The organism is Citrobacter sp. 172116965, assembly GCF_013458095.1.
Classification (GTDB): Bacteria; Pseudomonadota; Gammaproteobacteria; order Enterobacterales; family Enterobacteriaceae; genus Citrobacter; species Citrobacter braakii.
This window is the reverse complement of the sequence record NZ_CP046673.1, coordinates 5,034,115-5,058,912: the sequence shown is the minus strand read 5'-3', so window position 1 is coordinate 5,058,912 and position 24,798 is coordinate 5,034,115. Positions and strand designations below refer to the sequence as shown.

24 protein-coding genes are annotated in these 24,798 nt (G+C 53.2%); 20 read left to right on the top strand and 4 right to left on the bottom strand.

The genetic code is table 11. From position 1 onward, the window contains the following. Positions 1-78 precede the first annotated feature (78 nt). From pldA to rhtC, 3 genes are all read left to right on the top strand, one after another. The gene (gene pldA / locus GPJ68_RS24425) at positions 79-948 is read left to right on the top strand and encodes a phospholipase A (protein WP_016157849.1); all 870 of its coding nucleotides are present in this window, start codon (positions 79-81) and stop codon (positions 946-948) included. Positions 949-1,036: 88 nt separating this feature from the next. Continuing rightward, positions 1,037-2,866, top strand: coding sequence for an ATP-dependent DNA helicase RecQ (recQ, locus tag GPJ68_RS24420; RefSeq protein ID WP_019078429.1), 1,830 nt, complete (start codon positions 1,037-1,039; stop codon positions 2,864-2,866). 64 nt (positions 2,867-2,930) lie between these two features. Then, positions 2,931-3,551 carry a threonine export protein RhtC gene (gene rhtC / locus GPJ68_RS24415; RefSeq protein WP_016155134.1) on the top strand — a complete coding sequence of 207 codons (621 nt, stop codon included), beginning with the start codon at positions 2,931-2,933 and terminating at the stop codon, positions 3,549-3,551. A gap of 43 nt (positions 3,552-3,594) precedes the next feature. Here the strand turns inward: rhtC and rhtB are convergent, their stop codons facing one another. Beyond that, on the bottom strand, positions 3,595-4,215 hold the full coding sequence (rhtB, locus tag GPJ68_RS24410) for a homoserine/homoserine lactone efflux protein (RefSeq protein WP_003828938.1): 621 nt from the start codon (positions 4,213-4,215) through the stop codon (positions 3,595-3,597). Positions 4,216-4,325: 110 nt separating this feature from the next. Here rhtB and pldB point away from each other — a divergent pair, with 110 nt between their 5' ends. The 3 genes from pldB (at position 4,326) to GPJ68_RS24395 (ending at position 7,138) form a co-directional block, all read left to right on the top strand. After that, on the top strand, positions 4,326-5,342 hold the full coding sequence (pldB, locus tag GPJ68_RS24405; protein ID WP_003017911.1) for a lysophospholipase L2: 1,017 nt from the start codon (positions 4,326-4,328) through the stop codon (positions 5,340-5,342). Between the two features lie 15 nt (positions 5,343-5,357). Further along, on the top strand, positions 5,358-6,158 hold the full coding sequence (gene yigL, locus GPJ68_RS24400) for a sugar/pyridoxal phosphate phosphatase YigL (protein WP_180837044.1): 801 nt from the start codon (positions 5,358-5,360) through the stop codon (positions 6,156-6,158). 80 nt (positions 6,159-6,238) lie between these two features. After that, positions 6,239-7,138: a carboxylate/amino acid/amine transporter gene (locus GPJ68_RS24395; protein ID WP_016157852.1), complete on the top strand. Its 900-nt coding sequence runs from the start codon at positions 6,239-6,241 to the stop codon at positions 7,136-7,138. Here the strand turns inward: GPJ68_RS24395 and metR are convergent. Beyond that, the gene (gene metR / locus GPJ68_RS24390) at positions 7,026-7,979 is read right to left on the bottom strand and encodes an HTH-type transcriptional regulator MetR (protein ID WP_104651948.1); all 954 of its coding nucleotides are present in this window, start codon (positions 7,977-7,979) and stop codon (positions 7,026-7,028) included. The genes GPJ68_RS24395 and metR overlap by 113 nt on opposite strands. Before the next feature lie 234 nt (positions 7,980-8,213). On the opposite strand from metR, the gene metE reads away from it, so the two are divergent. Further along, on the top strand, positions 8,214-10,475 hold the full coding sequence (metE, locus tag GPJ68_RS24385) for a 5-methyltetrahydropteroyltriglutamate--homocysteine S-methyltransferase (protein ID WP_049042346.1): 2,262 nt from the start codon (positions 8,214-8,216) through the stop codon (positions 10,473-10,475). Between the two features lie 102 nt (positions 10,476-10,577). Here metE and GPJ68_RS24380 read toward each other — a convergent pair whose 3' ends face one another. Next, positions 10,578-11,384: a dienelactone hydrolase family protein gene (locus tag GPJ68_RS24380; protein WP_016155137.1), complete on the bottom strand. Its 807-nt coding sequence runs from the start codon at positions 11,382-11,384 to the stop codon at positions 10,578-10,580. A 265-nt stretch (positions 11,385-11,649) separates the two neighbouring features. On the opposite strand from GPJ68_RS24380, the gene udp reads away from it, so the two are divergent. The 9 genes from udp to tatD all read left to right on the top strand — a co-directional run bounded on the left by udp (position 11,650) and on the right by tatD (position 19,591). Next, on the top strand, positions 11,650-12,411 hold the full coding sequence (gene udp / locus GPJ68_RS24375; RefSeq protein WP_006686084.1) for a uridine phosphorylase: 762 nt from the start codon (positions 11,650-11,652) through the stop codon (positions 12,409-12,411). Positions 12,412-12,551: 140 nt separating this feature from the next. Further along, positions 12,552-13,982 carry a DNA recombination protein RmuC gene (gene rmuC / locus GPJ68_RS24370; RefSeq protein ID WP_019078423.1) on the top strand — a complete coding sequence of 477 codons (1,431 nt, stop codon included), beginning with the start codon at positions 12,552-12,554 and terminating at the stop codon, positions 13,980-13,982. A gap of 94 nt (positions 13,983-14,076) precedes the next feature. Next, positions 14,077-14,832, top strand: a complete 756-nt coding sequence (gene ubiE / locus GPJ68_RS24365; RefSeq protein ID WP_003017897.1) for a bifunctional demethylmenaquinone methyltransferase/2-methoxy-6-polyprenyl-1,4-benzoquinol methylase UbiE — start codon at positions 14,077-14,079, stop codon at positions 14,830-14,832. Between the two features lie 13 nt (positions 14,833-14,845). Then, positions 14,846-15,451, top strand: a complete 606-nt coding sequence (gene ubiJ / locus GPJ68_RS24360; protein ID WP_016155139.1) for a ubiquinone biosynthesis protein UbiJ — start codon at positions 14,846-14,848, stop codon at positions 15,449-15,451. Beyond that, positions 15,448-17,088, top strand: a complete 1,641-nt coding sequence (gene ubiB / locus GPJ68_RS24355) for a ubiquinone biosynthesis regulatory protein kinase UbiB (RefSeq protein ID WP_016155140.1) — start codon at positions 15,448-15,450, stop codon at positions 17,086-17,088. Before ubiJ ends, ubiB begins: the two co-directional genes overlap by 4 nt. 78 nt (positions 17,089-17,166) lie before the next feature. Then, complete coding sequence (gene tatA, locus GPJ68_RS24350) at positions 17,167-17,421, top strand: Sec-independent protein translocase subunit TatA (RefSeq protein WP_003017888.1); 255 nt, start codon at positions 17,167-17,169, stop codon at positions 17,419-17,421. Positions 17,422-17,424: 3 nt separating this feature from the next. Continuing rightward, complete coding sequence (gene tatB / locus GPJ68_RS24345) at positions 17,425-17,973, top strand: Sec-independent protein translocase protein TatB (protein ID WP_016155141.1); 549 nt, start codon at positions 17,425-17,427, stop codon at positions 17,971-17,973. 2 nt (positions 17,974-17,975) lie between these two features. Continuing rightward, a complete protein-coding gene (gene tatC / locus GPJ68_RS24340; protein ID WP_016155142.1) occupies positions 17,976-18,767 on the top strand; it encodes a Sec-independent protein translocase subunit TatC in 792 nt (263 codons plus the stop codon). A gap of 41 nt (positions 18,768-18,808) precedes the next feature. Next, the gene (gene tatD, locus GPJ68_RS24335) at positions 18,809-19,591 is read left to right on the top strand and encodes a 3'-5' ssDNA/RNA exonuclease TatD (protein ID WP_049269820.1); all 783 of its coding nucleotides are present in this window, start codon (positions 18,809-18,811) and stop codon (positions 19,589-19,591) included. Between the two features lie 5 nt (positions 19,592-19,596). Here the strand turns inward: tatD and rfaH are convergent, their stop codons facing one another. Beyond that, complete coding sequence (gene rfaH / locus GPJ68_RS24330; protein WP_047358740.1) at positions 19,597-20,085, bottom strand: transcription/translation regulatory transformer protein RfaH; 489 nt, start codon at positions 20,083-20,085, stop codon at positions 19,597-19,599. Positions 20,086-20,289: 204 nt separating this feature from the next. Here rfaH and ubiD point away from each other — a divergent pair, with 204 nt between their 5' ends. The 4 genes from ubiD to GPJ68_RS24310 all read left to right on the top strand — a co-directional run bounded on the left by ubiD (position 20,290) and on the right by GPJ68_RS24310 (position 24,661). After that, the gene (ubiD, locus tag GPJ68_RS24325) at positions 20,290-21,783 is read left to right on the top strand and encodes a 4-hydroxy-3-polyprenylbenzoate decarboxylase (protein WP_016155145.1); all 1,494 of its coding nucleotides are present in this window, start codon (positions 20,290-20,292) and stop codon (positions 21,781-21,783) included. Positions 21,784-21,823: 40 nt separating this feature from the next. After that, positions 21,824-22,525 carry an NAD(P)H-flavin reductase gene (fre, locus tag GPJ68_RS24320; protein ID WP_003828903.1) on the top strand — a complete coding sequence of 234 codons (702 nt, stop codon included), beginning with the start codon at positions 21,824-21,826 and terminating at the stop codon, positions 22,523-22,525. Between the two features lie 233 nt (positions 22,526-22,758). After that, positions 22,759-23,673: an ROK family protein gene (locus GPJ68_RS24315; protein ID WP_019078422.1), complete on the top strand. Its 915-nt coding sequence runs from the start codon at positions 22,759-22,761 to the stop codon at positions 23,671-23,673. 7 nt (positions 23,674-23,680) lie between these two features. Then, on the top strand, positions 23,681-24,661 hold the full coding sequence (locus GPJ68_RS24310; protein ID WP_047416482.1) for a LacI family DNA-binding transcriptional regulator: 981 nt from the start codon (positions 23,681-23,683) through the stop codon (positions 24,659-24,661). Positions 24,662-24,798: the final 137 nt, after the last annotated feature.

Below are 24,798 nucleotides of genomic sequence, written 5' to 3'. Positions count from 1 at the left end.
GGAACTCGCTAAGTATGTAGAATACTTGCCAGATAATTATACAATTCATCAATATTTTGGTTCAGGAGAACATTACCGATGCGGGCGATTCTGGGATGGTTACTACCAGCAGTCATGCTGCCGTTGACCGCGTATGCGCAGGAAGCGACAGTGAAAGAGATTCATGATGCACCGGCGGTTCGCGGCAGTATCATCGCCAACATGCTGCAGGAGCATGACAACCCTTTCACGCTTTATCCTTATGAGACCAACTATCTCATCTACACCAATACCAGCGACATGAATAAAGAGGCGATCAGCAGCTATAGCTGGTCCGAAAATGCGCGCAAAGATGAGGTTAAGTTTCAGCTAAGCCTGGCGTTTCCGCTCTGGCGCGGAATATTAGGCCCGAACTCGGTACTCGGCGGTTCCTATACCCAGAAGTCCTGGTGGCAGCTTTCGAACAGTGAAGAGTCTGCGCCATTTCGCGAAACCAACTATGAACCGCAATTGTTCCTCGGTTTCGCCACCGACTATCGCTTTGCCGGTTGGACGCTCCGCGATGTCGAAATGGGCTATAACCATGACTCCAATGGTCGATCCGACCCCACCTCACGTAGCTGGAACCGCCTTTACACCCGGCTGATGGCTGAAAACGGTAACTGGCTGGTGGAAGTTAAGCCGTGGTACGTTATCGGCAGCACTGACGATAACCCTGATATCACCAAATATATGGGCTACTATCAGTTAAAAATGGGTTATCACCTGGGTGACGCGGTGATCAGTGTGAAAGGCCAGTACAACTGGAATACCGGCTACGGCGGCGCAGAGCTGGGGGCCAGTTATCCCATTACCAAGCATGTGCGTCTTTATACCCAGGTCTACAGCGGCTACGGCGAATCACTGATTGACTACAACTTCAATCAGACCCGTGTTGGCGTGGGTGTAATGCTTAACGATATCTTCTGACAGGTATTGAGAGTATTTTAATCATTGCAGTTTCTCTCTCAGGCGCTGAAAATAGCGCCTGTTTTTATTTCAGGCTAATGGGGTTAATGTGGCGCAGGCGGAAGTGTTGAATCTGGAAATGGGCGCTAAACAGGTTTTGCAGGAAACCTTTGGCTACCAACAGTTTCGCCCTGGTCAGGAAGAAATCATTGATACCGTGATCGCTGGTCGCGACTGCCTGGTCGTTATGCCGACCGGTGGCGGAAAATCCCTGTGCTATCAAATTCCCGCATTATTGCTTAACGGCCTCACCGTTGTTGTTTCTCCGCTGATTTCTCTGATGAAAGATCAGGTCGATCAACTGCTTGCCAACGGCGTGGCGGCCGCGTGTCTGAACTCCACCCAAAGTCGTGAGCAGCAGCTTGAGGTGATGGCAGGCTGTCGTAGCGGGCAGATTCGCTTACTGTACATTGCGCCCGAACGCCTGATGCTGGATAACTTCCTTGAAAATCTGGCGCACTGGAACCCGGTGCTGCTGGCGGTTGATGAAGCGCACTGTATTTCGCAGTGGGGGCATGATTTCCGCCCGGAATACGCCGCGCTGGGGCAGTTGCGTCAGCGTTTCCCAACTCTGCCGTTTGTCGCGCTGACCGCGACCGCGGACGAGACAACCCGGCTGGATATTGTGCGTCTGCTGGGGCTCAACGACCCGTTAATTCAGATCAGCAGCTTTGATCGCCCGAATATTCGCTACATGTTGATGGAGAAGTTTAAGCCGCTCGATCAACTGATGCGCTACGTGCAAGAGCAGCGCGGTAAGTCCGGTATTATTTACTGTAACAGTCGCGCTAAAGTAGAAGACACCGCCGCGCGTCTGCAAAGCCGAGGCATTAGCGCCGGGGCTTATCATGCCGGGCTGGAAAACGCTGTACGTGCAGAAGTGCAGGAGAAATTCCAGCGTGATGACCTGCAAATCGTCGTGGCGACCGTGGCGTTTGGCATGGGAATCAACAAACCCAACGTACGCTTCGTGGTGCATTTCGATATTCCGCGCAACATCGAGTCCTATTACCAGGAAACCGGCCGCGCCGGGCGTGACGGCCTGCCTGCGGAAGCAATGCTGTTTTACGATCCGGCTGATATGGCATGGCTGCGCCGTTGCCTCGAAGAGAAACCCGCCGGACAACTGCTGGATATCGAACGGCATAAGCTCAATGCGATGGGGGCGTTTGCCGAGGCGCAAACCTGTCGTCGTCTGGTGCTGTTGAACTATTTTGGCGAGGGGCGTCAGGAGCCGTGTGGTAACTGCGACATCTGTCTCGACCCGCCAAAACAGTACGACGGACTCATGGATGCGCGCAAAGCGCTGTCGACTATCTACCGTGTTAATCAACGCTTTGGTATGGGTTATGTCGTGGAGGTTCTGCGCGGAGCGAATAACCAGCGAATTCGCGAGCTGGCCCATGACAAGCTGCCTGTCTATGGCATTGGTCGTGAGCAAAGCCACGAACATTGGGTAAGCGTTATCCGCCAGCTTATTCATCTTGGGCTGGTGACGCAGAATATTGCTCATCACTCCGCGTTACAGCTAACCGAAGCCGCGCGTCCGGTACTGCGTGGTGATGTTGCGCTACAGCTTGCGGTACCGCGAATTGTGGCGCTGAAACCGCGAGCGATGCAGAAATCCTTCGGTGGCAATTACGATCGCAAACTGTTCGCCAAATTGCGGAAGCTGCGTAAAGCCATTGCTGATGAAGAGAATATCCCGCCGTATGTGGTGTTCAACGACGCCACGCTGATTGAAATGGCTGAGCAGATGCCGGTTTCACCGAGCGAAATGCTGAGCGTTAATGGCGTGGGGATGCGTAAACTTGAGCGTTTTGGCAAAGAGTTTATGGCGCTTATTCGCGCGCACGTTGATGGTGACGACGAAGAGTAGTCAGCCAGGCAAAAAAGTGCCAGGATGGTGACTCACTGAACTATTTCCCCCGCGAGTCATTTTTATGTTAACGCTATTTTTCACCGTTGCGTTGGTGCATATCGTTGCGCTGATGAGCCCTGGTCCCGACTTTTTCTTTGTTTCTCAAACAGCGGTTAGCCGTTCGCGCAAAGAAGCTATGATGGGCGTGCTGGGTATTACCTGTGGCGTCATGGTCTGGGCTGGCGTAGCGCTGCTCGGCCTACATCTGATTATCGAAAAAATGGCCTGGCTGCACACCATTATTATGGTGGGCGGGGGGCTGTATCTGTGCTGGATGGGTTATCAGATGCTACGCGGCGCGTTTAAAAAACAGGATGTTGCGACTCCCACTCCGCAAGTTGAGCTGGCGCAGAGCGGACGCAGCTTTTTGAAGGGGCTGCTGACCAACCTGGCGAACCCTAAAGCCATTATCTATTTTGGCTCCGTGTTCTCATTGTTCGTTGGCGATAACGTGGGAACGGGCGCACGCTGGGGGATCTTTGCCCTGATCATCGTGGAAACGTTGGCGTGGTTTACCGTAGTCGCCAGCCTGTTTGCACTGCCGAAAATGCGTCGTGGCTATCAGCGTCTGGCGAAGTGGATTGATGGTTTTGCCGGTGCGCTGTTTGCGGGCTTCGGTATCCACCTGATTATCTCGCGTTAAGTTTCTTCCGGGCCGGATAAGCGCAGCGCCTCCGGCACCTTCATCAGGCATGCCGTGCCGAGGCTAACAAGGCGCCTATCAGCATAAACAGCGAGCCAAACACTTTGTTTAACGCTTTCATTTGCTTTGGCCCTTTAATCCAGCCAGCAATGCGCGTGGCCAGCGTCGCGTAACCGATCATCACAATGATATCGACCACGATGGTCGTGACGCCAAGCACCACATACTGCATTAACTGCGGTTCCTGCGGCAGGATAAACTGCGGGAACAGGGCGGCAAGGAAAACAATGCTCTTGGGGTTGGTCAGATTAACAAAGACTGCGCGTTTGAACAGGCGGCTGCGCGATTGCGTATTCGCCATGGTGTTCAGATCGATAGCACCCGCCGCCCGCCATTGCTGAATACCCAGCCAAATCAGATAGGCCGCCCCTGCCCACTTCAGAACCTCAAATGCGATCACCGAACGTGAAAATAGCGTTCCCAGTCCTACGCCAACCAGAACGATATGAATGCCAAGTCCTGTCTGCAAACCAGCAATCGACGCGCTGGCGCCGCGATAACCGTGACTGATGGCGGTGGTCATGGTGTTGATTGCGCCAGAGCCTGGAGACAAGCTCAAAATAATAGAGGTCAACAGGTAGGCGAACCACCATTCAAAGGTCATGAGAAACTCCCGGATTGTCTATTTTTATGCCACAATACGCTACTGCCGTTAGGTTGTGTCAGCGACGGCGAAAAAAACGATTTTACTTGGTCAGCGAGGCTGGATACCCGATGTTTCAGCAGCAAAAAGACTGGGAAACAAGAGAAAACGCGTTTGCTGCTTTTTCCATGGGGCCACTGACAGATTTCTGGCGTCAGCGGGAAGAAGCGGAATTTACGGGCGTGGATGATATCCCCGTCCATTTTGTGCGTTTTCACGCAGAAAAAAACGATCGCGTCATCGTCGTCTGTCCTGGACGCATTGAAAGCTACGTGAAATACGCTGAACTGGCGTATGACCTGTTTCATTCTGGTTTTGACGTCCTCATTATCGATCACCGTGGCCAGGGGCGTTCCGGGCGTATGCTTTCGGACCCGCATCGCGGTCATGTCGATAACTTTAATGACTATGTCGACGATTTAACCGCCTTCTGGCAGCAGGAAGTGCTACCCGGTCCGTGGAGAAAGCGCTATATACTGGCGCATTCAATGGGCGGAGCGATAGCCACGTTATTCTTGCAGCGCCACCCGAATCAGTGTGATGCCATCGCGCTTTGCGCGCCGATGTTTGGTATTGTGATGCGCTTTCCCGACTGGATGGTACGCCACATTCTGGACTGGGCTGAAGGGCATCCGCGGATCCGCGAAGGTTATGCGATGGGTACCGGGCGCTGGCGGGCGCTGCCATTCGGTATGAATGCGTTAACCCATAGTCGACAGCGCTATCGGCGCAATCTACGCTTCTATGCGGATGAGCCACGGCTGCGCGTTGGCGGCCCCACCTACCACTGGGTACGTGAAGGTATTCTGGCAGGCGAACAGGTTCTGGCTGGAGCAGGAGACGACGCGACGCCGACGCTGCTGATTCAGGCCGAAGAAGAGCGTGTGGTAGATAACCGCATGCACGATCGTTTTTGTGAACTCCGCGCCGCAGCGGGCCATCCCGTAGAAGGGGGGCAGCCGCTGGTCATCAAAGGCGCGTACCATGAGATCCTTTTTGAAAAGGACGCAATGCGCTCAGTCGCGCTTAACGCTATTGTCGAATTTTTCGACAAGCATAACTCATCCAGCGGAACCCGCTTTGCCTAGAGGTTGAATTTTCTTATGTATCAGGTTGTTGCGTCTGATTTAGACGGTACGCTGCTTTCTCCCGACCATACTCTGTCCCCTTATGCCAAAGATACGCTGAAGTTATTGACCGCTCGTGGCGTTAACTTCGTGTTTGCGACTGGCCGTCATCATGTTGATGTGGGGCAAATTCGCGATAACCTCGGCATTAAAACCTACATGATCACGTCCAACGGCGCGCGGGTGCATGATTCTGACGGGAATCTGGTGTTTTCGCATAACCTGGATCGCGACATTGCCAGCGACCTGTTTGGCGTAGTGAATGCAAACCCGGACATCGTGACCAACGTTTATCGTGATGATGAGTGGTTTATGAACCGCCATCGCCCAGACGAAATGCGCTTCTTCAAAGAAGCAGTGTTTAACTATTCACTGTTTGAACCTGCGCTACTGGAGCCGGAAGGCGTGAGTAAGGTGTTTTTCACCACCGATTCTCACGAAAGGCTGCTGCCGCTGGAGCAGGCGATTAACGCCCGCTGGGGCGACCGCGTCAACGTCAGTTTCTCTACGCTTACCTGCCTGGAAGTCATGGCTGGCGGCGTATCGAAAGGTCATGCGCTTGAAGCGGTAGCGAAAGCGATGGGCTACAGCCTGAAAGATTGCATCGCTTTTGGCGACGGGATGAACGATGCGGAAATGCTCTCCATGGCAGGGAAAGGCTGCATTATGGGCAACGCTCACCAGCGCCTGAAGGATCTGCATCCGGAACTGGAAGTCATTGGTCTTAATGCCGACGATGCCGTGCCGCATTATCTGCGTGAGCTGTTTTTGCAGTAATTTTTTTGTTCGTTAGTTGACCAGATGTCAACTTAAAACTTCGCTACAATGGGCGTACCTTTTGTTAAGAGACATCCATTGTGGCGTTACTCATCATTACCACAATTCTGTGGGCCTTTTCCTTTAGCCTGTTTGGCGAGTACCTTGCCGGTCATGTCGATAGCTATTTTGCGGTGCTGGTGCGCGTTGGGCTGGCGGCGCTGGTGTTCCTGCCGTTTTTACGTACCCGTGGGCATAGCGTAAAAACCATCGCGCTGTATATGCTGGTGGGCGCCATGCAGCTTGGCATTATGTATATGCTGAGTTTTCACGCCTATCTGTACCTGACGGTATCAGAACTGCTGCTCTTTACCGTGCTGACGCCGCTCTACATTACGCTGATTTATGACCTGATGAGCGGACGTCGTCTGCGCTGGAGCTACGCCTTCAGTGCGTTGCTGGCGGTGATTGGTGCGGGGATCATTCGTTACGATCAGGTGACCAGCCACTTCTGGACCGGCCTGCTGCTGGTGCAGTTGTCCAATATCAGCTTTGCCATTGGCATGGTGGGCTACAAGCGTCTGATGGAAACGCGGCCAATGCCGCAGCACAACGCCTTTGCCTGGTTTTACATGGGGGCCTTTATGGTGGCGGTCGTGGCCTGGTTCATGCTGGGGAATGCGCAGAAAATGCCTGCAACTACCCTACAGTGGGGAATTCTGGTCTTTCTTGGCGTGGCAGCGTCCGGCATTGGTTACTTTATGTGGAACTATGGCGCGACCCAGGTGGATGCGGGGACGCTGGGCATCATGAACAATATGCATGTGCCGGCCGGGCTGCTGGTTAACCTGGCTATCTGGCATCAACAGCCTCACTGGCCAAGCTTCATCATTGGTGCGGCTGTGATAGTGGCTTCACTGTGGGTACATCGAAAGTGGGTCGTTCCGCACTCCGTACAAACGGCAGGTGATCGCAGGCGTGATTCCGCGCTGAGCGAATAAACGCTTCCGTGACTGGCTGTCGCTGCTCGCCATCGCGCACGGCGGCGTACAGCCGGCTCCACAATCCATCACCCAGGGTTTTGGTCACCACCAGGCCCTGGCGTTCAAAACTCTCCACCACCCAGTGCGGTAAAGCTGCAATACCCATTCTGGCTGCAACCATCTGAATCAGCAGCAGGGTGTTATCCACGCTCTTCAGCGACGGACTAACGCCCGCAGGCTGCAAGAAATGCCGCCAGACATCCAGTCGACTCCGTTGCACCGGGTAAATAAGCAGCGTCTCACTGGCTAAATCCTCCGGCGTGATCTGCGTCTTGCTGGCCAGCGGATGGTCCGGCGCCAGTACCAGGCGGACTTCAAAATCGAACATCGGCGAGTAGTGCAGTCCGCTACGCGGCAGAATGTCGGATGTCAGCACCAGATCCAGCTCATCCTGTTGTAGCGCTGGTTGCGGATCGAACGTCACGCCGGATTTAAAGTCCATCTCCACCTGCGGCCAGTTGACACGAAAATTCTCCAGCGCGGGCGTCAGCCATTGAATACAGCTATGGCATTCAATAGCGATCCGCAGCCGGGTTTGCTGCGGTTCGTTGCAGGCCTGCAGCGCACGACCAATTTGCGGCAACACCTGATTTGCTAACTGCAGCAAAATTTCGCCTTGCGGCGTAAAGCGCAGAGGCTGGCTTTTACGGATAAAAAGTCGAAAGCCAAGGCGCTGTTCCAGATCGCTGAACTGGTGAGAGAGGGCGGATTGGGTCTGATGCAACGTCGCCGCTGCGGCCGCCAGCGAACCACTATTCCGCAACGCCTGGAGCGTTTTCAGGTGTTTAATCTCGATCATGAAAGTCCTTCACTTCGGCATGAACAAATTGCGCTTGAGGAATATACAGTAACTGTCAATTATGGATGTGTAAACATCTGGATGGCTAAAATCCTTCGTCTTTTAAATTTATGGTGCGTTGGCTGTGTTTTTCCACCCCGGTCACTTACTTCAGTAAGCTCCTGGGATGAATAAACTTGCCACCCTCCCTAAATTAAAAATCAATAGGATTTACATATAATTAGAGGAAGAAAAATGACAATACTTAATCACACCCTCGGTTTCCCTCGCGTTGGCCTGCGTCGCGAGCTGAAAAAAGCGCAAGAAAGCTACTGGGCGGGAAATTCTTCCTGTGAAGATTTGCTAACCGTTGGCCGCGAGCTGCGTGCCCGTCACTGGGATCAGCAGAAGCAGGCGGGCGTTGACCTGCTGCCGGTGGGCGATTTTGCCTGGTACGATCACGTGCTGACCACCAGCCTGCTGCTCGGCAACGTTCCGGCTCGTCATCAAAATAAAGACGGCTCGGTCGATATCGATACCTTATTCCGCATTGGCCGTGGCCGCGCACCAACCGGGGAGCCCGCGGCGGCGGCAGAAATGACCAAATGGTTTAACACCAACTATCACTACATGGTGCCAGAGTTTACCAAAGGTCAGCAGTTCAAACTGACCTGGACCCAACTGTTAGATGAAGTGGATGAAGCGTTGGCGCTCGGTCACAAGGTGAAACCTGTGCTGCTGGGACCGGTAACTTACCTGTGGCTGGGGAAAGTGAAGGGCGAACAGTTTGACCGCCTGAGCCTGTTGAACGATATTCTGCCGGTTTACCAGCAGGTGCTGGCTGAGCTGGCGAAACGCGGTATTGAGTGGGTGCAGATTGATGAACCGGCTCTGGTGCTGGAGCTGCCTCAGGTTTGGCTGAACGCCTTCAAACCGGCGTATGACGCGCTGACGGGTCAGGTAAAGCTGCTGCTGACCACCTACTTCGAAGGCGTAACGCCAAACCTGGATACCATTACCGCGCTGCCGGTGCAGGGGCTGCACGTTGACTTCGTGCACGGTAAAGATGATGTGGCCGAGCTGCACAAGCGTCTGCCTGCCGACTGGTTGCTGTCAGCGGGGCTGGTGAACGGTCGCAACGTCTGGCGTGCCGATCTCAGCGAAAAATACGCGCAAATTAAAGATATCGTCGGGAAACGTGACCTGTGGGTAGCTTCTTCCTGCTCCTTGCTGCACAGCCCAATCGATCTCAGCGTGGAAACCCGCCTTGATGCAGAAGTGAAGAGCTGGTTTGCCTTCGCCCTACAAAAATGCGGCGAGCTGGCGCTGCTGCGTGATGCGTTGAACAGCGGTGATACGGCGGCAATTGTGGCGTGGAGCGCACCGATCCAGGCTCGTCGTCACTCTACCCGCGTACACAACGCCGCAGTGGAAAAACGTCTGGCGGCGATCACCGCCCAGGACAGCCAACGTGCCAACGCTTACCCGGTTCGCGCCGAAGCGCAGCGTGCCCGCTTTAATCTGCCGGCATGGCCGACCACCACTATCGGCTCATTCCCGCAAACCACGGAAATTCGCGGCCTGCGTCTGGACTTCAAAAAGGGCAACCTGGATGCAAGTAACTACCGCACCGGTATCGCGGAACATATCAAACAGGCGATTGTTGAACAGGAACGTCTGGGGCTCGACGTGCTGGTGCACGGTGAAGCCGAACGTAACGACATGGTGGAATATTTTGGCGAGCACCTGGACGGATTCGTCTTTACCCAGAATGGTTGGGTGCAGAGCTACGGCTCTCGCTGCGTGAAACCACCGGTGGTTATTGGCGATGTCAGCCGCCCGGAAGCGATCACCGTGGAGTGGGCGAAGTATGCCCAGTCGCTGACCGACAAACCGGTAAAAGGCATGTTGACCGGTCCGGTGACCATTCTCTGCTGGTCATTCCCGCGTGAAGACGTGACGCGTGAAACCATCGCTAAGCAGATTGCGCTGGCGCTGCGTGATGAGGTAGCGGATCTGGAAGCGGCGGGTATTGGCATCATCCAGATTGACGAACCGGCACTGCGCGAAGGTCTGCCGCTGCGCCGCAGCGACTGGGCGGCGTATCTGGAGTGGGGCGTGGAAGCCTTCCGCATTAACGCGGCGGTGGCGAAGGATGAAACCCAGATCCACACCCACATGTGTTACTGCGAGTTCAACGACATCATGGACTCCATTGCGGCGCTGGACGCGGACGTGATCACCATTGAGACTTCACGCTCTGATATGGAGCTGCTGGAATCGTTTGAAGAGTTCGACTATCCGAACGAAATCGGGCCGGGCGTATACGATATTCACTCGCCGAACGTCCCGAGCGTGGAGTGGATTGAAGCCCTGCTGAAGAAAGCCGAGCAGCGTATTCCGGCCGAGCGTCTGTGGGTCAACCCGGACTGCGGCCTGAAAACGCGCGGTTGGCCGGAAACCCGCGCCGCGCTGGCGAACATGGTCAAAGCTGCGCAGAACCTGCGTCAGGCGTAATTCAGAGCCGGTGGCCGGGAAGCGCAAGCGCTTACCCGGCTTACAGGAAATAGCAAGAGTTGTAGGCCCGGTAAGGTGTAGTCGCCGCCGGGCAATTAACGTTTATTTCTTCCCGCCGTATTGTGTGAACCACTCCAGCATTCTCAGCCAGCCATCTTTTGCGGACTCTTCGTGATAGCTCGGACGATAATCGGCGTTAAACGCATGTCCGGCATCGGGATAGACCACGATTTCCGCTTTTGCATTGGCGGCGCGTAGCGCCTGACGCATTGTTTCAACGGTATCTTGCGGAATACTGGTGTCCTGGCCGCCATAAAGTCCCAGAACGGGGGCGTTAAGATCGGTCGCGATATCAACAGGATGTTTCGGTGAGTTGAGGGTTTTATCGCCCACCAGTTTGCCATACCACGCTACCGCCGCTTTTAACTGCGGATTATGAGCTGCATACAGCCAGGTGATGCGTCCACCCCAGCAAAATCCGGTGATCATCAACTGGTGGGCATCTCCTCCGTTACGAGAAGCCCAACTGGCGACGTGATCCAGATCGGCCAATACCTGAGAGTCAGGCACTTTGGCGACAAGGCTGCTGAGCAACGTGGGGATATCGGCAAAGTCATTGGGATCGCCTTCACGAAAATAGAGCTCTGGTGCGATAGCCAGATACCCTTCCAGAGCCAGACGGCGGCAAACGTCACGAATGTGTTCATGAATGCCAAAAATCTCCTGCACGACAATGACCACAGGCAGCGGGCCATCGGACTGTTTTGGTCGTGCGTGATACGCTGGCATATCATCGCCTTGTGAAGGTATGGACGTTACACCGGCGATAATGGCGTTATCCGGAGTGTGAACCGTGGTAGACGTCGGTGGAGATACAGCAGGTGCAAAGCCAGATTGTCGTGTTGTCATGGTATTCTCCGTACCCTTAAATATTCAGCCAAAAAGCGCATTGTTAACTATAGACACATGCAACGAACCACATTGCCTTAAACGGTCTATCTTTTGTGCAGGGCTTCCTTACATCGCATCATTTATGTGATTCAAGTCACTATTTTATGGTAATGGAATGCAATTGATTTACATCATAGTGATTACTGTCACGAAAATATGTTCATGCCTTCGGTAAAGTGTGTTTTTGCTTCTTCTGACAAAACCGATTCACAGAGGAGTTTTTATGTCTAAGTCTGATGTTTTTCATCTCGGCCTCACTAAGAACGATTTACAAGGGGCTCAGCTCGCTATCGTCCCTGGCGACCCGGAGCGTGTGGAAAAGATCGCCGCGCTGATGGATAAGCCGGTTAAGCTGGCATCTCATCGCGAGTTCACTACCTGGCGTGCTGAGCTGGATGGTAAAGCCGTGATCGTTTGCTCTACCGGTATCGGCGGTCCGTCAACCTCTATTGCCGTAGAAGAACTGGCACAGCTGGGCATTCGTACCTTCCTGCGTATCGGTACGACTGGCGCCATCCAGCCACATATCAACGTAGGTGATGTACTGGTCACCACAGCATCTGTCCGTCTGGACGGTGCAAGCCTGCACTTCGCGCCAATGGAATTCCCGGCCGTCGCGGACTTCGAGTGCACCACCGCGCTGGTGGAAGCGGCGAAATCTATCGGCGCCACCACCCACGTAGGCGTTACCGCGTCTTCTGATACCTTCTATCCGGGCCAGGAGCGTTATGACACCTTCTCTGGTCGCGTAGTGAGCCGTTTCAAAGGCTCAATGGAAGAGTGGCAGTCTATGGGTGTCATGAACTACGAAATGGAATCTGCTACGCTGCTCACCATGTGCGCAAGCCAGGGTCTGCGTGCAGGTATGGTCGCGGGGGTTATCGTGAACCGTACTCAGCAAGAGATCCCTAATGCGGAAACGATGAAACAAACAGAAAGCCACGCGGTGAAAATCGTGGTGGAAGCTGCGCGTCGTTTACTGTAATTCTCCCGTCTATTCAAAAAGGCCGACGCGTTCGGCCTTTTTATTTTGCGTAGTGCCTCGCAGGAAATTCCTTTTAAACTGGACGTTTATACAGCACAATTCTATTTTGTGCGGGTAAGTCGTTGCTGTAAGGGGGCGTTGTGGATATTTCAATTATGATGAGTGCCGTGCTGGCGTTAGCCGCAGGGCTGCTGGTGGGGTGGCTAGCAACAAAAGCGCACGCCGATCGGATCCGTGCCGACCTCATCGAAGAACGACGCGAACTGGATATTGCGCTAAGCGCCGCCCGCCAGCAGCTCTCACAGGAAGCCCACTGGCGCGATGAGTGCGAACTACTCAATAACGAATTGCGCAGCCTGCACAGCATCAACACCTCTCTTGAAGCCGATCTTCGTGAAGTCACTACCCGACTGGAAGCGACGCAGCAGCATGCGGAAGATAAAATCCGCCAGATGATCAACAGCGAACAGCGTCTGAGCGAACAGTTTGAAAATCTGGCGAACCGTATTTTCGAGCACAGCAACCGTCGTGTAGACGAGCAAAATCGCCAAAGCCTGAACAGCCTGCTTACACCGCTTCGCGAACAACTGGACGGTTTTCGACGCCAGGTTCAGGATAGCTTTGGTAAAGAGGCGCAAGAACGCCATACTCTGGCGCACGAAATTCGTAATCTGCAGCAACTGAACGCGCAGATGGCGCAGGAAGCGGTAAACCTGACGCGGGCATTAAAAGGCGATAACAAAACGCAGGGCAACTGGGGCGAGGTCGTACTCACGCGGGTGCTTGAGGCTTCCGGTCTGCGCGAAGGCTATGAATACGAAACCCAGGTCAGCATTGAGAACGATGCCCGTTCGCGGATGCAGCCAGATGTCATCGTCCGGTTACCGCAGGGCAAAGATGTGGTGATCGACGCGAAAATGACGCTGGTCGCCTATGAACGCTATTTTAATGCTGAAGATGAATACACCCGCGAGAGCGCGTTGCAGGAGCACATCGCCTCGGTACGAAACCATATCCGTCTGCTGGGGCGCAAAGACTATCAGCAGCTTCCTGGGCTGCGCACACTTGACTATGTGCTGATGTTTATCCCCGTTGAGCCTGCTTTTTTACTGGCGCTCGATAGACAGCCTGAACTGATTACCGAAGCCCTTAAAAATAACATTATGCTGGTTAGCCCTACCACGTTGTTGGTGGCATTGCGCACGATTGCCAACTTGTGGCGCTACGAGCATCAGAGTCGTAATGCGCAACAGATTGCCGATCGGGCCAGCAAACTTTATGACAAGATGCGTTTGTTTGTGGATGATATGTCGGCAATTGGCCAAAGCCTGGATAAAGCTCAGGATAACTACCGACAGGCGATGAAAAAACTCTCTTCAGGCCGTGGAAACGTCCTGTCACAGGCAGAAGCGTTTCGCAGTTTAGGCGTGGAAATTAAGCGCGAGATTAATCCTGAACTGGCTGAACAAGCCACTACGCAGGATGAAGAGTACCGCTTGCGTTCGGTTCCTGAAACGCAGCAGGATGAACCTTACCCTGATGATGAAGCGGTAAACCAGCAATCAAACTAGTCCGTTTGGGGTAGTTGAACCGGGCAGAAGGGTAGGGCAAATTGGCCCAATCTGTTACACTTCTTGAACATTTTTTGGATGAGCAGGCACTGAGATGGTGGATAATTCACAAGAAACGACGCACTTTGGCTTTCAGACCGTCGCTAAAGAGCAGAAAGCTGACATGGTGGCCCACGTTTTTCATTCTGTGGCGTCTAAATATGACGTTATGAATGACTTAATGTCATTTGGCATTCATCGTTTGTGGAAGCGCTTCACCATTGACTGCAGTGGCGTGCGTCGCGGGCAAACCGTTCTCGATTTGGCGGGCGGTACGGGCGATCTGACGGCGAAATTCTCTCGCATGGTAGGCGAAACTGGCAAAGTTGTGCTGGCGGATATCAACGACTCAATGCTCAAAATGGGTCGTGAAAAGCTGCGTAATATCGGCGTCGTGGGTAACGTTGAGTACGTTCAGGCGAATGCGGAAGCATTACCTTTCCCAGACAACACGTTTGACTGCATCACCATCTCTTTCGGTCTGCGCAACGTAACGGATAAAGACAAAGCATTACGATCTATGTATCGCGTGTTGAAGCCGGGCGGACGTCTACTGGTGCTGGAGTTCTCCAAGCCGATTATCGAACCGCTGAGCAAAGCCTACGACGCATACTCTTTCCACGTTTTGCCGCGCATTGGTTCTATGGTGGCAAGCGATGCAGACAGTTATCGCTATTTGGCGGAGTCCATCCGCATGCATCCCGATCAGGACACCTTAAAAGCAATGATGCAAGATGCCGGGTTCGAAAGCGTTGATTACTACAACCTGACGGCAGGTGTCGTTGCGCTGCATCGTGGTTACAAGTTCTGACAGGAGATTGGGGATGCCTTTAAAACCCTTAGTGACCGCCGGCGTTGAAAATTTGCTTAACACCTTTCTGTATCGTTCTCCTGCGCTCAAGTCAGCCAGAACGCGTTTACAGGGCAAAGTGCTGCGTGTTGAGCTCAAAGGATTTTCAACACCGTTAGTGCTGGTGTTTAGTGAGCGCCAGGTCGATGTGCTGGGGGCATGGGAAGGCGAAGCCGATTGCACCGTAATCACACATGCCAGCGTGTTACCGAAATTACGCGACCGGCAGCAACTCACCACGCTTATCCGCAGTGGTGAGCTGGAGGTTCAGGGCGATATCCAGGTGGTACAGAATTTTGTCGCGTTGGCCGATCTGGCGGAGTTTGATCCCGCAGAACTGTTAGCCCCCTATACCGGCGATATCGTCGCGGAAGGGGTCAGCAAAGTTTTGCGTGGTGGAGCGAAGTTCCTGTGCCACAACATTCAACGCCAGCAGCGCTATGTTGCCGAAGCGATCACCGAAGAGTGGCGTATGGCTCCAGGTCCGCTTGAGGTTGCATGGTTTGCAGAAGAAACGGCAGCCGTTGAGCGTGCGGTCGAATCTCTGGCCAAACGGCTGGAAAAACTGGAGGCCAAATGACGCCAGGTGAAGTACGGCGCCTTTATTTCATCATTCGCACTTTTTTAAGCTACGGTCTTGATGAACTCATCCCCAAAATGCGTATCACGCTGCCGCTCCGGTTGTGGCGTTACACGCTGTTCTGGATGCCCAACCGACATAAAGACAAACCGCTGGGAGAACGGCTGAGACTGGCTTTACAGGAGCTCGGCCCGGTGTGGATTAAGTTCGGGCAAATGCTCTCTACCCGCCGTGATCTTTTCCCGCCGCACATCGCCGATCAGCTAGCGCTATTGCAGGATCGGGTAGCCCCATTCGATGGGCAAAGAGCGAAAGAACAAATCGAAGAGGCGATGGGGGGGCTGCCCGTCGAAGAATGGTTTGATGATTTTGAGATCACACCGCTGGCATCCGCGTCTATTGCTCAGGTTCACACCGCGCGACTGAAATCGAATGGGAAAGAGGTGGTGATCAAAGTTATCCGCCCGGACATACTGCCGGTAATTAAAGCGGATTTGAAACTGATCTACCGCCTTGCCCGCTGGGTACCTCGCCTGATGCCAGACGGCCGCCGCCTGCGACCAACAGAAGTGGTCCGTGAATATGAAAAAACGTTGATTGATGAGCTGAATCTGCTGCGCGAGTCGGCGAACGCGATTCAGCTGCGACGTAATTTTGAAGACAGCCCAATGCTGTACATCCCGGAAGTGTACTCTGACTATTGCAGTCAGAACATGATGGTGATGGAGCGCATTTACGGTATTCCCGTTTCAGATGTCACCTCGCTTGAGAAGAACGGCACCAATATGAAGCTGCTGGCTGAACGCGGTGTTCAGGTCTTCTTTACTCAGGTATTCCGCGACAGCTTTTTCCATGCGGATATGCACCCTGGGAACATTTTCGTGAGTTATGAGCATCCTGAAAACCCGAAATACATTGGTATTGATTGTGGGATTGTGGGTTCTTTAAACAAAGAAGATAAGCGTTATCTGGCTGAAAACTTCATCGCGTTCTTTAACCGCGACTACCGCAAAGTTGCTGAACTGCATGTGGATTCTGGCTGGGTTCCGCCGGATACCAACGTAGAAGAGTTTGAATTTGCCATTCGTACCGTGTGCGAGCCGATTTTCGAAAAACCGCTGGCGGAGATTTCCTTTGGCCATGTGCTGTTAAATCTGTTCAACACAGCGCGCCGATTCAATATGGAAGTTCAGCCTCAACTGGTATTGCTACAGAAGACTCTGCTGTACGTTGAAGGTGTCGGACGACAGCTCTACCCGCAGTTAGATTTGTGGAAAACGGCCAAGCCTTTCCTCGAATCCTGGATCAAAGATCAGGTCGGTATTCCGGCGCTTGTTAGGGCATTTAAAGAAAAAGCACCGTTCTGGGTCGAAAAAATGCCAGAAATACCTGAACTGGTGTATGACAGTTTGCGCCAGGGCAAATATTTACAGCACAGTGTTGATAAGATTGCCCGCGAGCTTCACGCGAATCATGTACGTCAGGGACAATCCCGTTATTTATTGGGCATTGGTGCAACATTGTTGCTCAGTGGAACATTCCTGCTGGTAAGCCGTCCTGAGTGGGGGCTTATGCCGGGCTGGTTAATGGCCGGCGGTGTCTTAGCCTGGTTGATCGGCTGGCGCAAAATGCGCTGAATTTTTCATCGCCCTAGGCAGGTCGTGTAACGTATACTACGGCCTTATTAATTCATCATCTATGACAGAGGAACATGTATGGGTGGTATCAGTATTTGGCAGTTGTTGATCATTGCCGTCATCGTTGTACTGCTATTTGGCACCAAGAAACTCGGCTCCATCGGTTCCGATCTTGGCGCGTCGATTAAAGGCTTCAAAAAAGCAATGGGTGATGATGAGCCAAAGCAAGATAAAACCAGCCAGGACGCTGATTTTACTGCTAAATCCATTACCGATAAGCAGGGCGAAGTGAAAAAAGAAGACGCCAAAAGCCAAGATAAAGAGCAGGTATAATCCGTGTTTGATATCGGTTTTAGCGAACTGTTATTGGTGTTCGTGATCGGCCTCATCGTCCTGGGGCCGCAACGATTACCTGTAGCGGTAAAAACGGTTGCTGGCTGGGTTCGTGCTTTGCGTTCCCTGGCAACTACTGTTCAGAATGAACTGACCCAGGAGCTTAAGCTTCAGGAGTTTCAGGACAGCCTGAAGAAAGTAGAGAAAGCGAGCCTGACAAATCTGACCCCGGAGTTGAAAGCCTCAATGGATGAGCTGCGTGAAGCGGCAGAGTCGATGAAGCGTTCTTACAGTGTGCACGATCCTGAGAAAGAGAGCGATGAAGCGCACACTATCCATAATCCGGTGGTGAAAGAAGCTGAAGCGCAGCGAGAAGGGGTCACCCCTGCTGCCGCTGAAAACCAGGCCAGTTCGCCGGAGCAAAAACCGGAATCCACGGGTGCTAAAACGCCAGAGCCAACGGAAAACACTTCCGCTACGTTAATGGATGCAGAAAAGAAAGCTGTCGCACCTGTTGCCGAATCCTCCCCCTCGTCGAGTGATAAACCGTAAACATGGCTGTAGAAGATACCCAACCGCTCATCACGCATCTTATTGAGCTGCGTAAGCGACTCCTGAACTGCATCATTGCGGTAATCGTGATCTTTCTGGCGTTGGTTTACTTTGCCAACGACATTTACCATATGGTCGCGGCGCCGTTGATTAAACAGATGCCGCAGGGTGCAACGATGATCGCCACCGATGTGGCTTCGCCGTTCTTTACCCCAATCAAGTTGACCTTCATGGTATCGCTGATCCTGTCAGCGCCAGTGATCCTCTACCAGGTGTGGGCATTTATTGCGCCAGCGTTATATAAACATGAACGCCGTCTGGTTGTTCCGCTGCTGGTCTCCAGTTCGTTGTTGTTCTACATCGGCATGGCATTCGCCTATTTTGTTGTCTTCCCGTTGGCGTTTGGTTTTCTGGCCAACACGGCTCCGCAAGGCGTGCAGGTATCAACGGACATTGCCAGCTATCTCAGCTTTGTAATGGCGCTATTTATGGCTTTCGGTGTCTCTTTTGAGGTGCCTGTCGCCATCGTGCTGCTATGCTGGATGGGCATTACGACGCCAGATGATTTACGCAAAAAACGTCCTTATGTTGTGGTGGGAGCCTTTGTTGTTGGGATGCTACTGACCCCGCCAGATGTCTTCTCGCAAACGTTGTTGGCGATACCGATGTACTGCCTGTTCGAGGTGGGTGTTTTCTTCTCTCGTTTCTATGTCGGTAAGCGACGTACGAGAGATGAGGACAACGAGGCTGAAGAAGCAAAAGAAGCCGAAGCCACCGAGAAAACTGAAGAATAAATTCAACCGCCCGTCAGGGCGGTTGTCATATGGGAGGAAGCATGTTTGATATTGGCGTTAATTTAACCAGTTCACAATTTGCGAAAGACCGGGATGAGGTCGTGGCGCGCGCCTTTGCTGCGGGCGTAAACGGTATGCTTCTGACCGGCACAAACCTTCACGAAAGCCAGCAGGCGTTAAAGCTGGCGCAGCATTATCCGCATTGCTGGTCCACGGCTGGTGTGCACCCGCATGACAGCAGCCAATGGCAATCCTCAACGGAAGACGAGATTATCACGCTGGCAAACCAGTCGAAGGTAGTCGCTATTGGTGAGTGCGGCCTGGATTTCAATCGCAATTTCTCCACGCCGCAGGAGCAGGAACGTGCTTTTGAAGCGCAACTGCGCATTGCTGCTGAACTGCAGATGCCGATTTTCATGCATTGTCGGGATGCGCATGCGCGTTTTCTGACGTTGCTGGAGCCGTGGCTGGACAGCCTCCCAGGCGCGGTGCTGCACTGTTTCACTGGTTCGCGCCAGGAGATGCAGGACTGCGTGGACCGAGGGCTTTATATCGGTATCACCGGGTGGGTCTGTGATGAACGCCGGGGGATGGAACTGCGGGAGCTGCTGCCGTTTATTCCGGTGGAAAGACTGCTGATAGAAACCGATGCACCTTATCTACTCCCTCGCGACTTAACGCCTAAACCGACGTCACGTCGCAATGAACCGGCGCACCTGCCGCATATTCTTGAGCGAATTGCTCACTGGCGTGGGGAAGATCCTCAATGGCTGTCAGCAACCATTGATGCCAACGTCAGAACGCTGTTCGAAGTGACCTTCTAAACGGCTTATATCTTTCGAAAACCGGTATTTTTCACGCTCTGCTTAATCTCTTTATTCAAGAGGTTAAGCAGCAGCATGGAACGCGCTTCGCCATCCGGTTCGGTGAAGATCGCTTTCAGTCCCTCAAACGCCCCTTCAGTAATAATCACGCTGTCCCCTGGCTGAGGGGTTTGCGGGTCAACAATACCTTCAGGCTTGTAGATAGAAAGCTGGTGAATAACGGGGGATGGGACGGTCGCAGGCGTCGCTCCAAAACGAACGAAATGGCTGACACCACGCGTGGCGTTGATCGTGGTGGTGTGGATCACTTCCGGGTCGAACTCGACAAACATGTAATTAGGGAATAGTGGTTCACTGACTGTGGTACGTTTACCGCGCACCATTTTTTCCAGGGTGATCATAGGCGTCAGGCAGTTCACCGCCTGTCTTTCCAGGTGTTCCTGGGCTCGCTGAAGTTGCCCACGTTTGCAGTACAGTAAATACCAAGATTGCATAATAACTCTTATTCGCTTGTTCTGAGCGCTAGCATAGCAAAAGCCATGAGTTAAGTTAATTATACCCGCCTCAAAGCAGGCTGAAACCCAACGGGTATATACTCCCAGGGCTTATATGTATCGCCAGAGTTCACGCTAATTTAACAAAAATACAGCATCACAATGATGAACGCCGTATAATGAAGCGCTTACGAAGAGGCCACAATGGACGCCATGAAATATCACGATTTACGCGACTTCCTGACGCTGCTTGAACAGCAGGGCGAGCTCAAACGCATTTCGCTTGAGGTGGATCCCCACCTGGAAATTACTGAAATTGCCGATCGCACTCTGCGTGCTGGCGGGCCTGCGTTACTGTTTGAGAATCCTAAAGGCTATTCCATGCCGGTGCTGTGTAACCTGTTTGGCACACCGAAGCGTGTTGCGATGGGGATGGGGCAGGAAGATGTCTCGGCACTACGGGAAGTCGGTAAACTGTTGGCGTTTTTGAAAGAGCCGGAGCCACCTAAAGGATTCCGCGATCTGTTTGATAAGCTGCCGCAGTTTAAGCAGGTGCTGAACATGCCGACTAAGCGGTTGCGCGGTGCGCCTTGTCAGCAAAAAATCTACTCCGGTGATGACGTCGATTTAAACCGTATTCCGATTATGACCTGTTGGCCGGAAGATGCCGCACCGCTGATTACCTGGGGGCTAACCGTAACGCGTGGTCCGCATAAAGAGCGGCAGAATCTGGGTATTTATCGCCAGCAGCTGATTGGCAAAAACAAGCTCATTATGCGCTGGCTGTCCCACCGCGGCGGCGCACTCGATTACCAGGAGTGGTGTGCGGCGCATCCTGGCGAACGCTTCCCGGTTTCGGTGGCGTTGGGGGCAGATCCTGCGACCATTCTGGGGGCCGTGACGCCCGTCCCTGATACATTATCCGAGTACGCATTTGCCGGGCTGTTACGTGGCACCAAGACCGAAGTGGTCAAATGTATTTCCAACGATCTGGAAGTGCCCGCCAGTGCTGAAATCGTGCTGGAAGGGTATATCGAACCGGGTGAGCTGGCCCCGGAAGGGCCGTATGGCGATCATACCGGCTACTACAACGAAGTAGATAGCTTTCCGGTCTTTACCGTCACGCACATTACCCAGCGTGAAGAGGCGATTTATCACTCTACTTATACCGGACGTCCGCCTGATGAGCCCGCGGTGCTTGGTGTGGCGCTGAACGAAGTTTTCGTTCCTATTCTGCAAAAGCAGTTCCCGGAAATCGTCGATTTTTACCTGCCTCCGGAAGGCTGTTCATATCGTCTGGCCGTGGTGACGATGAAAAAACAGTACGCTGGTCATGCCAAACGCGTCATGATGGGTGTTTGGTCGTTTTTACGCCAGTTTATGTACACCAAATTTGTTATTGTCTGCGATGATGATGTCAATGCACGCGACTGGAATGATGTGATTTGGGCAATTACTACCCGTATGGACCCGGCTCGGGATACGGTACTGGTAGAGAATACGCCAATTGATTACCTGGACTTTGCCTCGCCGGTTTCCGGCCTGGGTTCAAAAATGGGGCTGGATGCCACAAATAAATGGCCGGGCGAAACCCAACGCGAATGGGGACGCCCGATTAAAAAAGATCCTGAAGTAACTGCGCGTATTGACGCAATTTGGGATGAACTGGCCATCTTTAATGACGGCAAAAGCGCCTGAGGCGCGATCGTTTTGCCTATTGATCCGACAGAGAGAGCGCATGACAACCTTAAGCTGTAAAGTGACCTCGGTAGAAGCTATCACTGATACCGTATATCGCGTTCGTTTAGTGCCAGACGCGGCGTTTTCCTTTCGTGCTGGCCAGTATTTAATGGTCGTGATGGACGAAAGGGATAAGCGTCCGTTCTCCATGGCATCCACGCCGGACGAGCAAGGATTCATTGAGCTGCACGTTGGCGCCTCTGAGCTAAATCTTTATGCCATGGCTGTGATGGACCGCATTCTGAAAGACCGGGAAATCAAGGTCGACATTCCGCATGGCGAAGCCTGGCTGCGTGATGAAGACGAGCGCCCGCTGATCCTGATTGCCGGTGGTACAGGGTTCTCTTACGTGCGTTCCATTCTGCTTACTGCGCTGGCACGTAATCCAAACCGCGATATCACCATTTACTGGGGTGGGCGTGAAGAGAAGCATCTCTATGATCTCTCCGAACTGGAAGCGTTGTCTGTTAATCACCCGAATCTGCGCGTTGAGCCAGTGGTGGAACAGCCAGAAGACGGCTGGCGTGGTCGTACGGGAACCGTGTTAACGGCGGTATTGCAGGATTACGGTACCCTGGCGGAGCACGATATCTATATTGCCGGTCGTTTTGAAATGGCCAAAATCGCGCGCGATCTGTTCTGTAATGAACGCAGTGCGCGTGAAGATCGCCTGTTTGGCGACGCTTTCGCGTTCATTTAAGCGCTGTGCGCCGGAGCCCTTCCGGCGCATCCATCAATCATCTGTCTTCCAACTAGCAGGGCGCAGGCCCGGCGTCATTGCCTCTCTTTCTCATCATAATTATTTTTTAGTAAACATAATATGTCCGTCACTCAAACATAAATTGAGTTTTTGTGACAGCTCTCCATGTGTTTAGTAAACAAAATAGGCAAGCTAAACCGCATCACATTGTGAGATGCAAATGAGGAAAAACCATGAGGCTCGGACTGGATATCGGCGGGACTAAAATCGAAGCGGTGGTGATTGATAACGCGGGTGAAATTGTTTACCGAGAACGATGTGCGACACCAAAGCAGCGTTACGGTGATTTTTTCCAGGCCGTGACGGAGATGATAGCCAGGGCTATGCAGGCCATTAATCAGCCTTTATCGGTTGGTGTCGGGGTGCCAGGTGCGGTGGATAGCGAAGGTTTGATTAAGAATTCCAACATTCTGGTGCTGAATCAGCAGGCCTTTGCGCAAGATCTCGAGCGTGCATTAGGAATGCCAGTGCCCGTTACCAATGATGCCAACTGCTTTACCCTGTCAGAAGCGATGGACGGTAGTGGGCGTGGGCATAGCGTGGTATTTGGCGTGATCCTCGGTACCGGATGCGGCGGTGGTCTGTGCATCGAGAACCGGTTGATCTCCGGCCCTAACGCCTGTGCCGGAGAGTGGGGGCATAATGCCTTGCCGCGCTACCACGGATCTCGGGACGGGGCTGAAGTGACATGCTATTGCGGACAGTTGAACTGTATTGAGAGCTTTATTTCGGGGAGTGGCCTGGAGCGCCAGTATATGAATCACACCGCGCAACATATGGGTGTGCCACAAATTATGCAACGGGTAGCATCAGGTGATGCAGACGCCTGTTTGTTGTGGGAACGCTATTGCGATCAACTGGCTCGCGCGTTGGCGAGTGTGGTGAATATGCTCGATCCCGATGTTATCGTGCTGGGGGGCGGGGTATCCAATATCGATTTACTGTACTCAGGCTTACAGGCGCGAGTGGCGCAGTACGTGTTTGGTAAACAGTGTCGCACACCGATCGTTCAGGCCCGCCACGGCGACAGCAGCGGCGTACGCGGCGCAGCCTGGCTGGGGGCGCAACAAGCCACAGTAAATCCATGAGACTGAAATGACGAAACCTGTACGTATCAGAGACATTGCCGACGCTTGTGGCGTCTCGGTTGGCGCTGTTTCCCGCGCGCTAAAAGGGCAACCGGGGCTGCGTGAAGAGACCCGGCAGCGCATTATTTCAGTGGCGCAGCAGCAGGGTTATGATTTTTCACGCCTGCGCGCAGATAAAATCAAACGTGTCCTGTTTTTACTGCATCGCCAGCACAATATCAGCCGGGCTTTACCGTTTTATTCTCAACTGCTGCTGGGGATAGAAGATCTGTGTCGCGAAAAGGGGGTTGCGCTGAGCTTTCTCTCTATAGGTCCAGGCGATGCAGTAAGTGAGCAGGTGATGCTGCACCAGCCTGATGCGCTGATCTGCGCGGGATTTTTTGAACCTGAGTTGCTTGGGCTGCTACAACAGATGAAATTGCCGCTGGTGCTGGTGGATCTCTGGGCGCCAGGACTGCCTTGCGTGAATCCTGACAATACTCTGGGCGGCTATCTGGCCACGCAACATCTGATTGCACAAGGCCGCAGCCGCATTGCGTTTCTTGCCAGTACGCTCGCGCACTACAGCATCCGTCAGCGTGAAAAGGGCTACCGTCAGGCATTGTATGAAGCCCGTTTGCTAATGCCGCCAGAGTACGATGTCGTTGCGCCGCCGCTGCTGGATACCGAGCAATCTCTGGTGGATGCGGTTAATGAGCTACTCAGACTGCCAGAGCCGCCCGATGCCATTTTTGCCTATAACGACGCTGCAGCGATGGTTGTTCAGCAGGTGTGTGCGCAGCAGGGTATACGTATCCCGGAAGATCTTGCGCTGGTGGGATTTGATGATATCGATGCTGCGTCCTGGTCACATCCGCCGCTGACTACCATTGCGGTTGATAAAAAACAGCTGGGGCGTGAAGCGCTGCGTTTACTGCTGGAAGAAAATCAGGAAGAGAATCTGCTGCTGCCGGTGCAGTTAGTGGTGCGTGGTAGTTCAGGGAAATAAAAAACCCGCCCCTGACAGGCGGGAAGAACGGCAACTAAACCTTTCCCCGTCATAATTCACACTGCCTCTTTGTGGGCTGCCTGCGCTCACCCCGGTCACATAGTTATCTATGTTCCCGGGGATTCGCTCAGTGGCTG

Excerpts from the sequence above, each read along its gene's own strand:
- rhtC (WP_016155134.1), top strand. The coding sequence starts at position 2,931 with ATGTTAACGCTATTTTTCACCGTTGCGTTGGTGCATATCGTTGCGCTG.
- ubiB (WP_016155140.1), top strand. The coding sequence starts at position 15,448 with ATGACGCCAGGTGAAGTACGGCGCCTTTATTTCATCATTCGCACTTTT.
- yigL (WP_180837044.1), top strand. The coding sequence starts at position 5,358 with ATGTATCAGGTTGTTGCGTCTGATTTAGACGGTACGCTGCTTTCTCCC.
- udp (WP_006686084.1), top strand. The coding sequence starts at position 11,650 with ATGTCTAAGTCTGATGTTTTTCATCTCGGCCTCACTAAGAACGATTTA.
- ubiD (WP_016155145.1), top strand. The coding sequence starts at position 20,290 with ATGGACGCCATGAAATATCACGATTTACGCGACTTCCTGACGCTGCTT.
- GPJ68_RS24380 (WP_016155137.1), bottom strand. The coding sequence starts at position 11,384 with ATGACAACACGACAATCTGGCTTTGCACCTGCTGTATCTCCACCGACG.
- GPJ68_RS24310 (WP_047416482.1), top strand. The coding sequence starts at position 23,681 with ATGACGAAACCTGTACGTATCAGAGACATTGCCGACGCTTGTGGCGTC.
- pldA (WP_016157849.1), top strand. The coding sequence starts at position 79 with ATGCGGGCGATTCTGGGATGGTTACTACCAGCAGTCATGCTGCCGTTG.
- pldB (WP_003017911.1), top strand. The coding sequence starts at position 4,326 with ATGTTTCAGCAGCAAAAAGACTGGGAAACAAGAGAAAACGCGTTTGCT.
- ubiE (WP_003017897.1), top strand. The coding sequence starts at position 14,077 with ATGGTGGATAATTCACAAGAAACGACGCACTTTGGCTTTCAGACCGTC.
- ubiJ (WP_016155139.1), top strand. The coding sequence starts at position 14,846 with ATGCCTTTAAAACCCTTAGTGACCGCCGGCGTTGAAAATTTGCTTAAC.
- tatC (WP_016155142.1), top strand. The coding sequence starts at position 17,976 with ATGGCTGTAGAAGATACCCAACCGCTCATCACGCATCTTATTGAGCTG.
- GPJ68_RS24315 (WP_019078422.1), top strand. The coding sequence starts at position 22,759 with ATGAGGCTCGGACTGGATATCGGCGGGACTAAAATCGAAGCGGTGGTG.
- rhtB (WP_003828938.1), bottom strand. The coding sequence starts at position 4,215 with ATGACCTTTGAATGGTGGTTCGCCTACCTGTTGACCTCTATTATTTTG.
- fre (WP_003828903.1), top strand. The coding sequence starts at position 21,824 with ATGACAACCTTAAGCTGTAAAGTGACCTCGGTAGAAGCTATCACTGAT.
- tatA (WP_003017888.1), top strand. The coding sequence starts at position 17,167 with ATGGGTGGTATCAGTATTTGGCAGTTGTTGATCATTGCCGTCATCGTT.
- tatD (WP_049269820.1), top strand. The coding sequence starts at position 18,809 with ATGTTTGATATTGGCGTTAATTTAACCAGTTCACAATTTGCGAAAGAC.
- metE (WP_049042346.1), top strand. The coding sequence starts at position 8,214 with ATGACAATACTTAATCACACCCTCGGTTTCCCTCGCGTTGGCCTGCGT.
- metR (WP_104651948.1), bottom strand. The coding sequence starts at position 7,979 with ATGATCGAGATTAAACACCTGAAAACGCTCCAGGCGTTGCGGAATAGT.
- rfaH (WP_047358740.1), bottom strand. The coding sequence starts at position 20,085 with ATGCAATCTTGGTATTTACTGTACTGCAAACGTGGGCAACTTCAGCGA.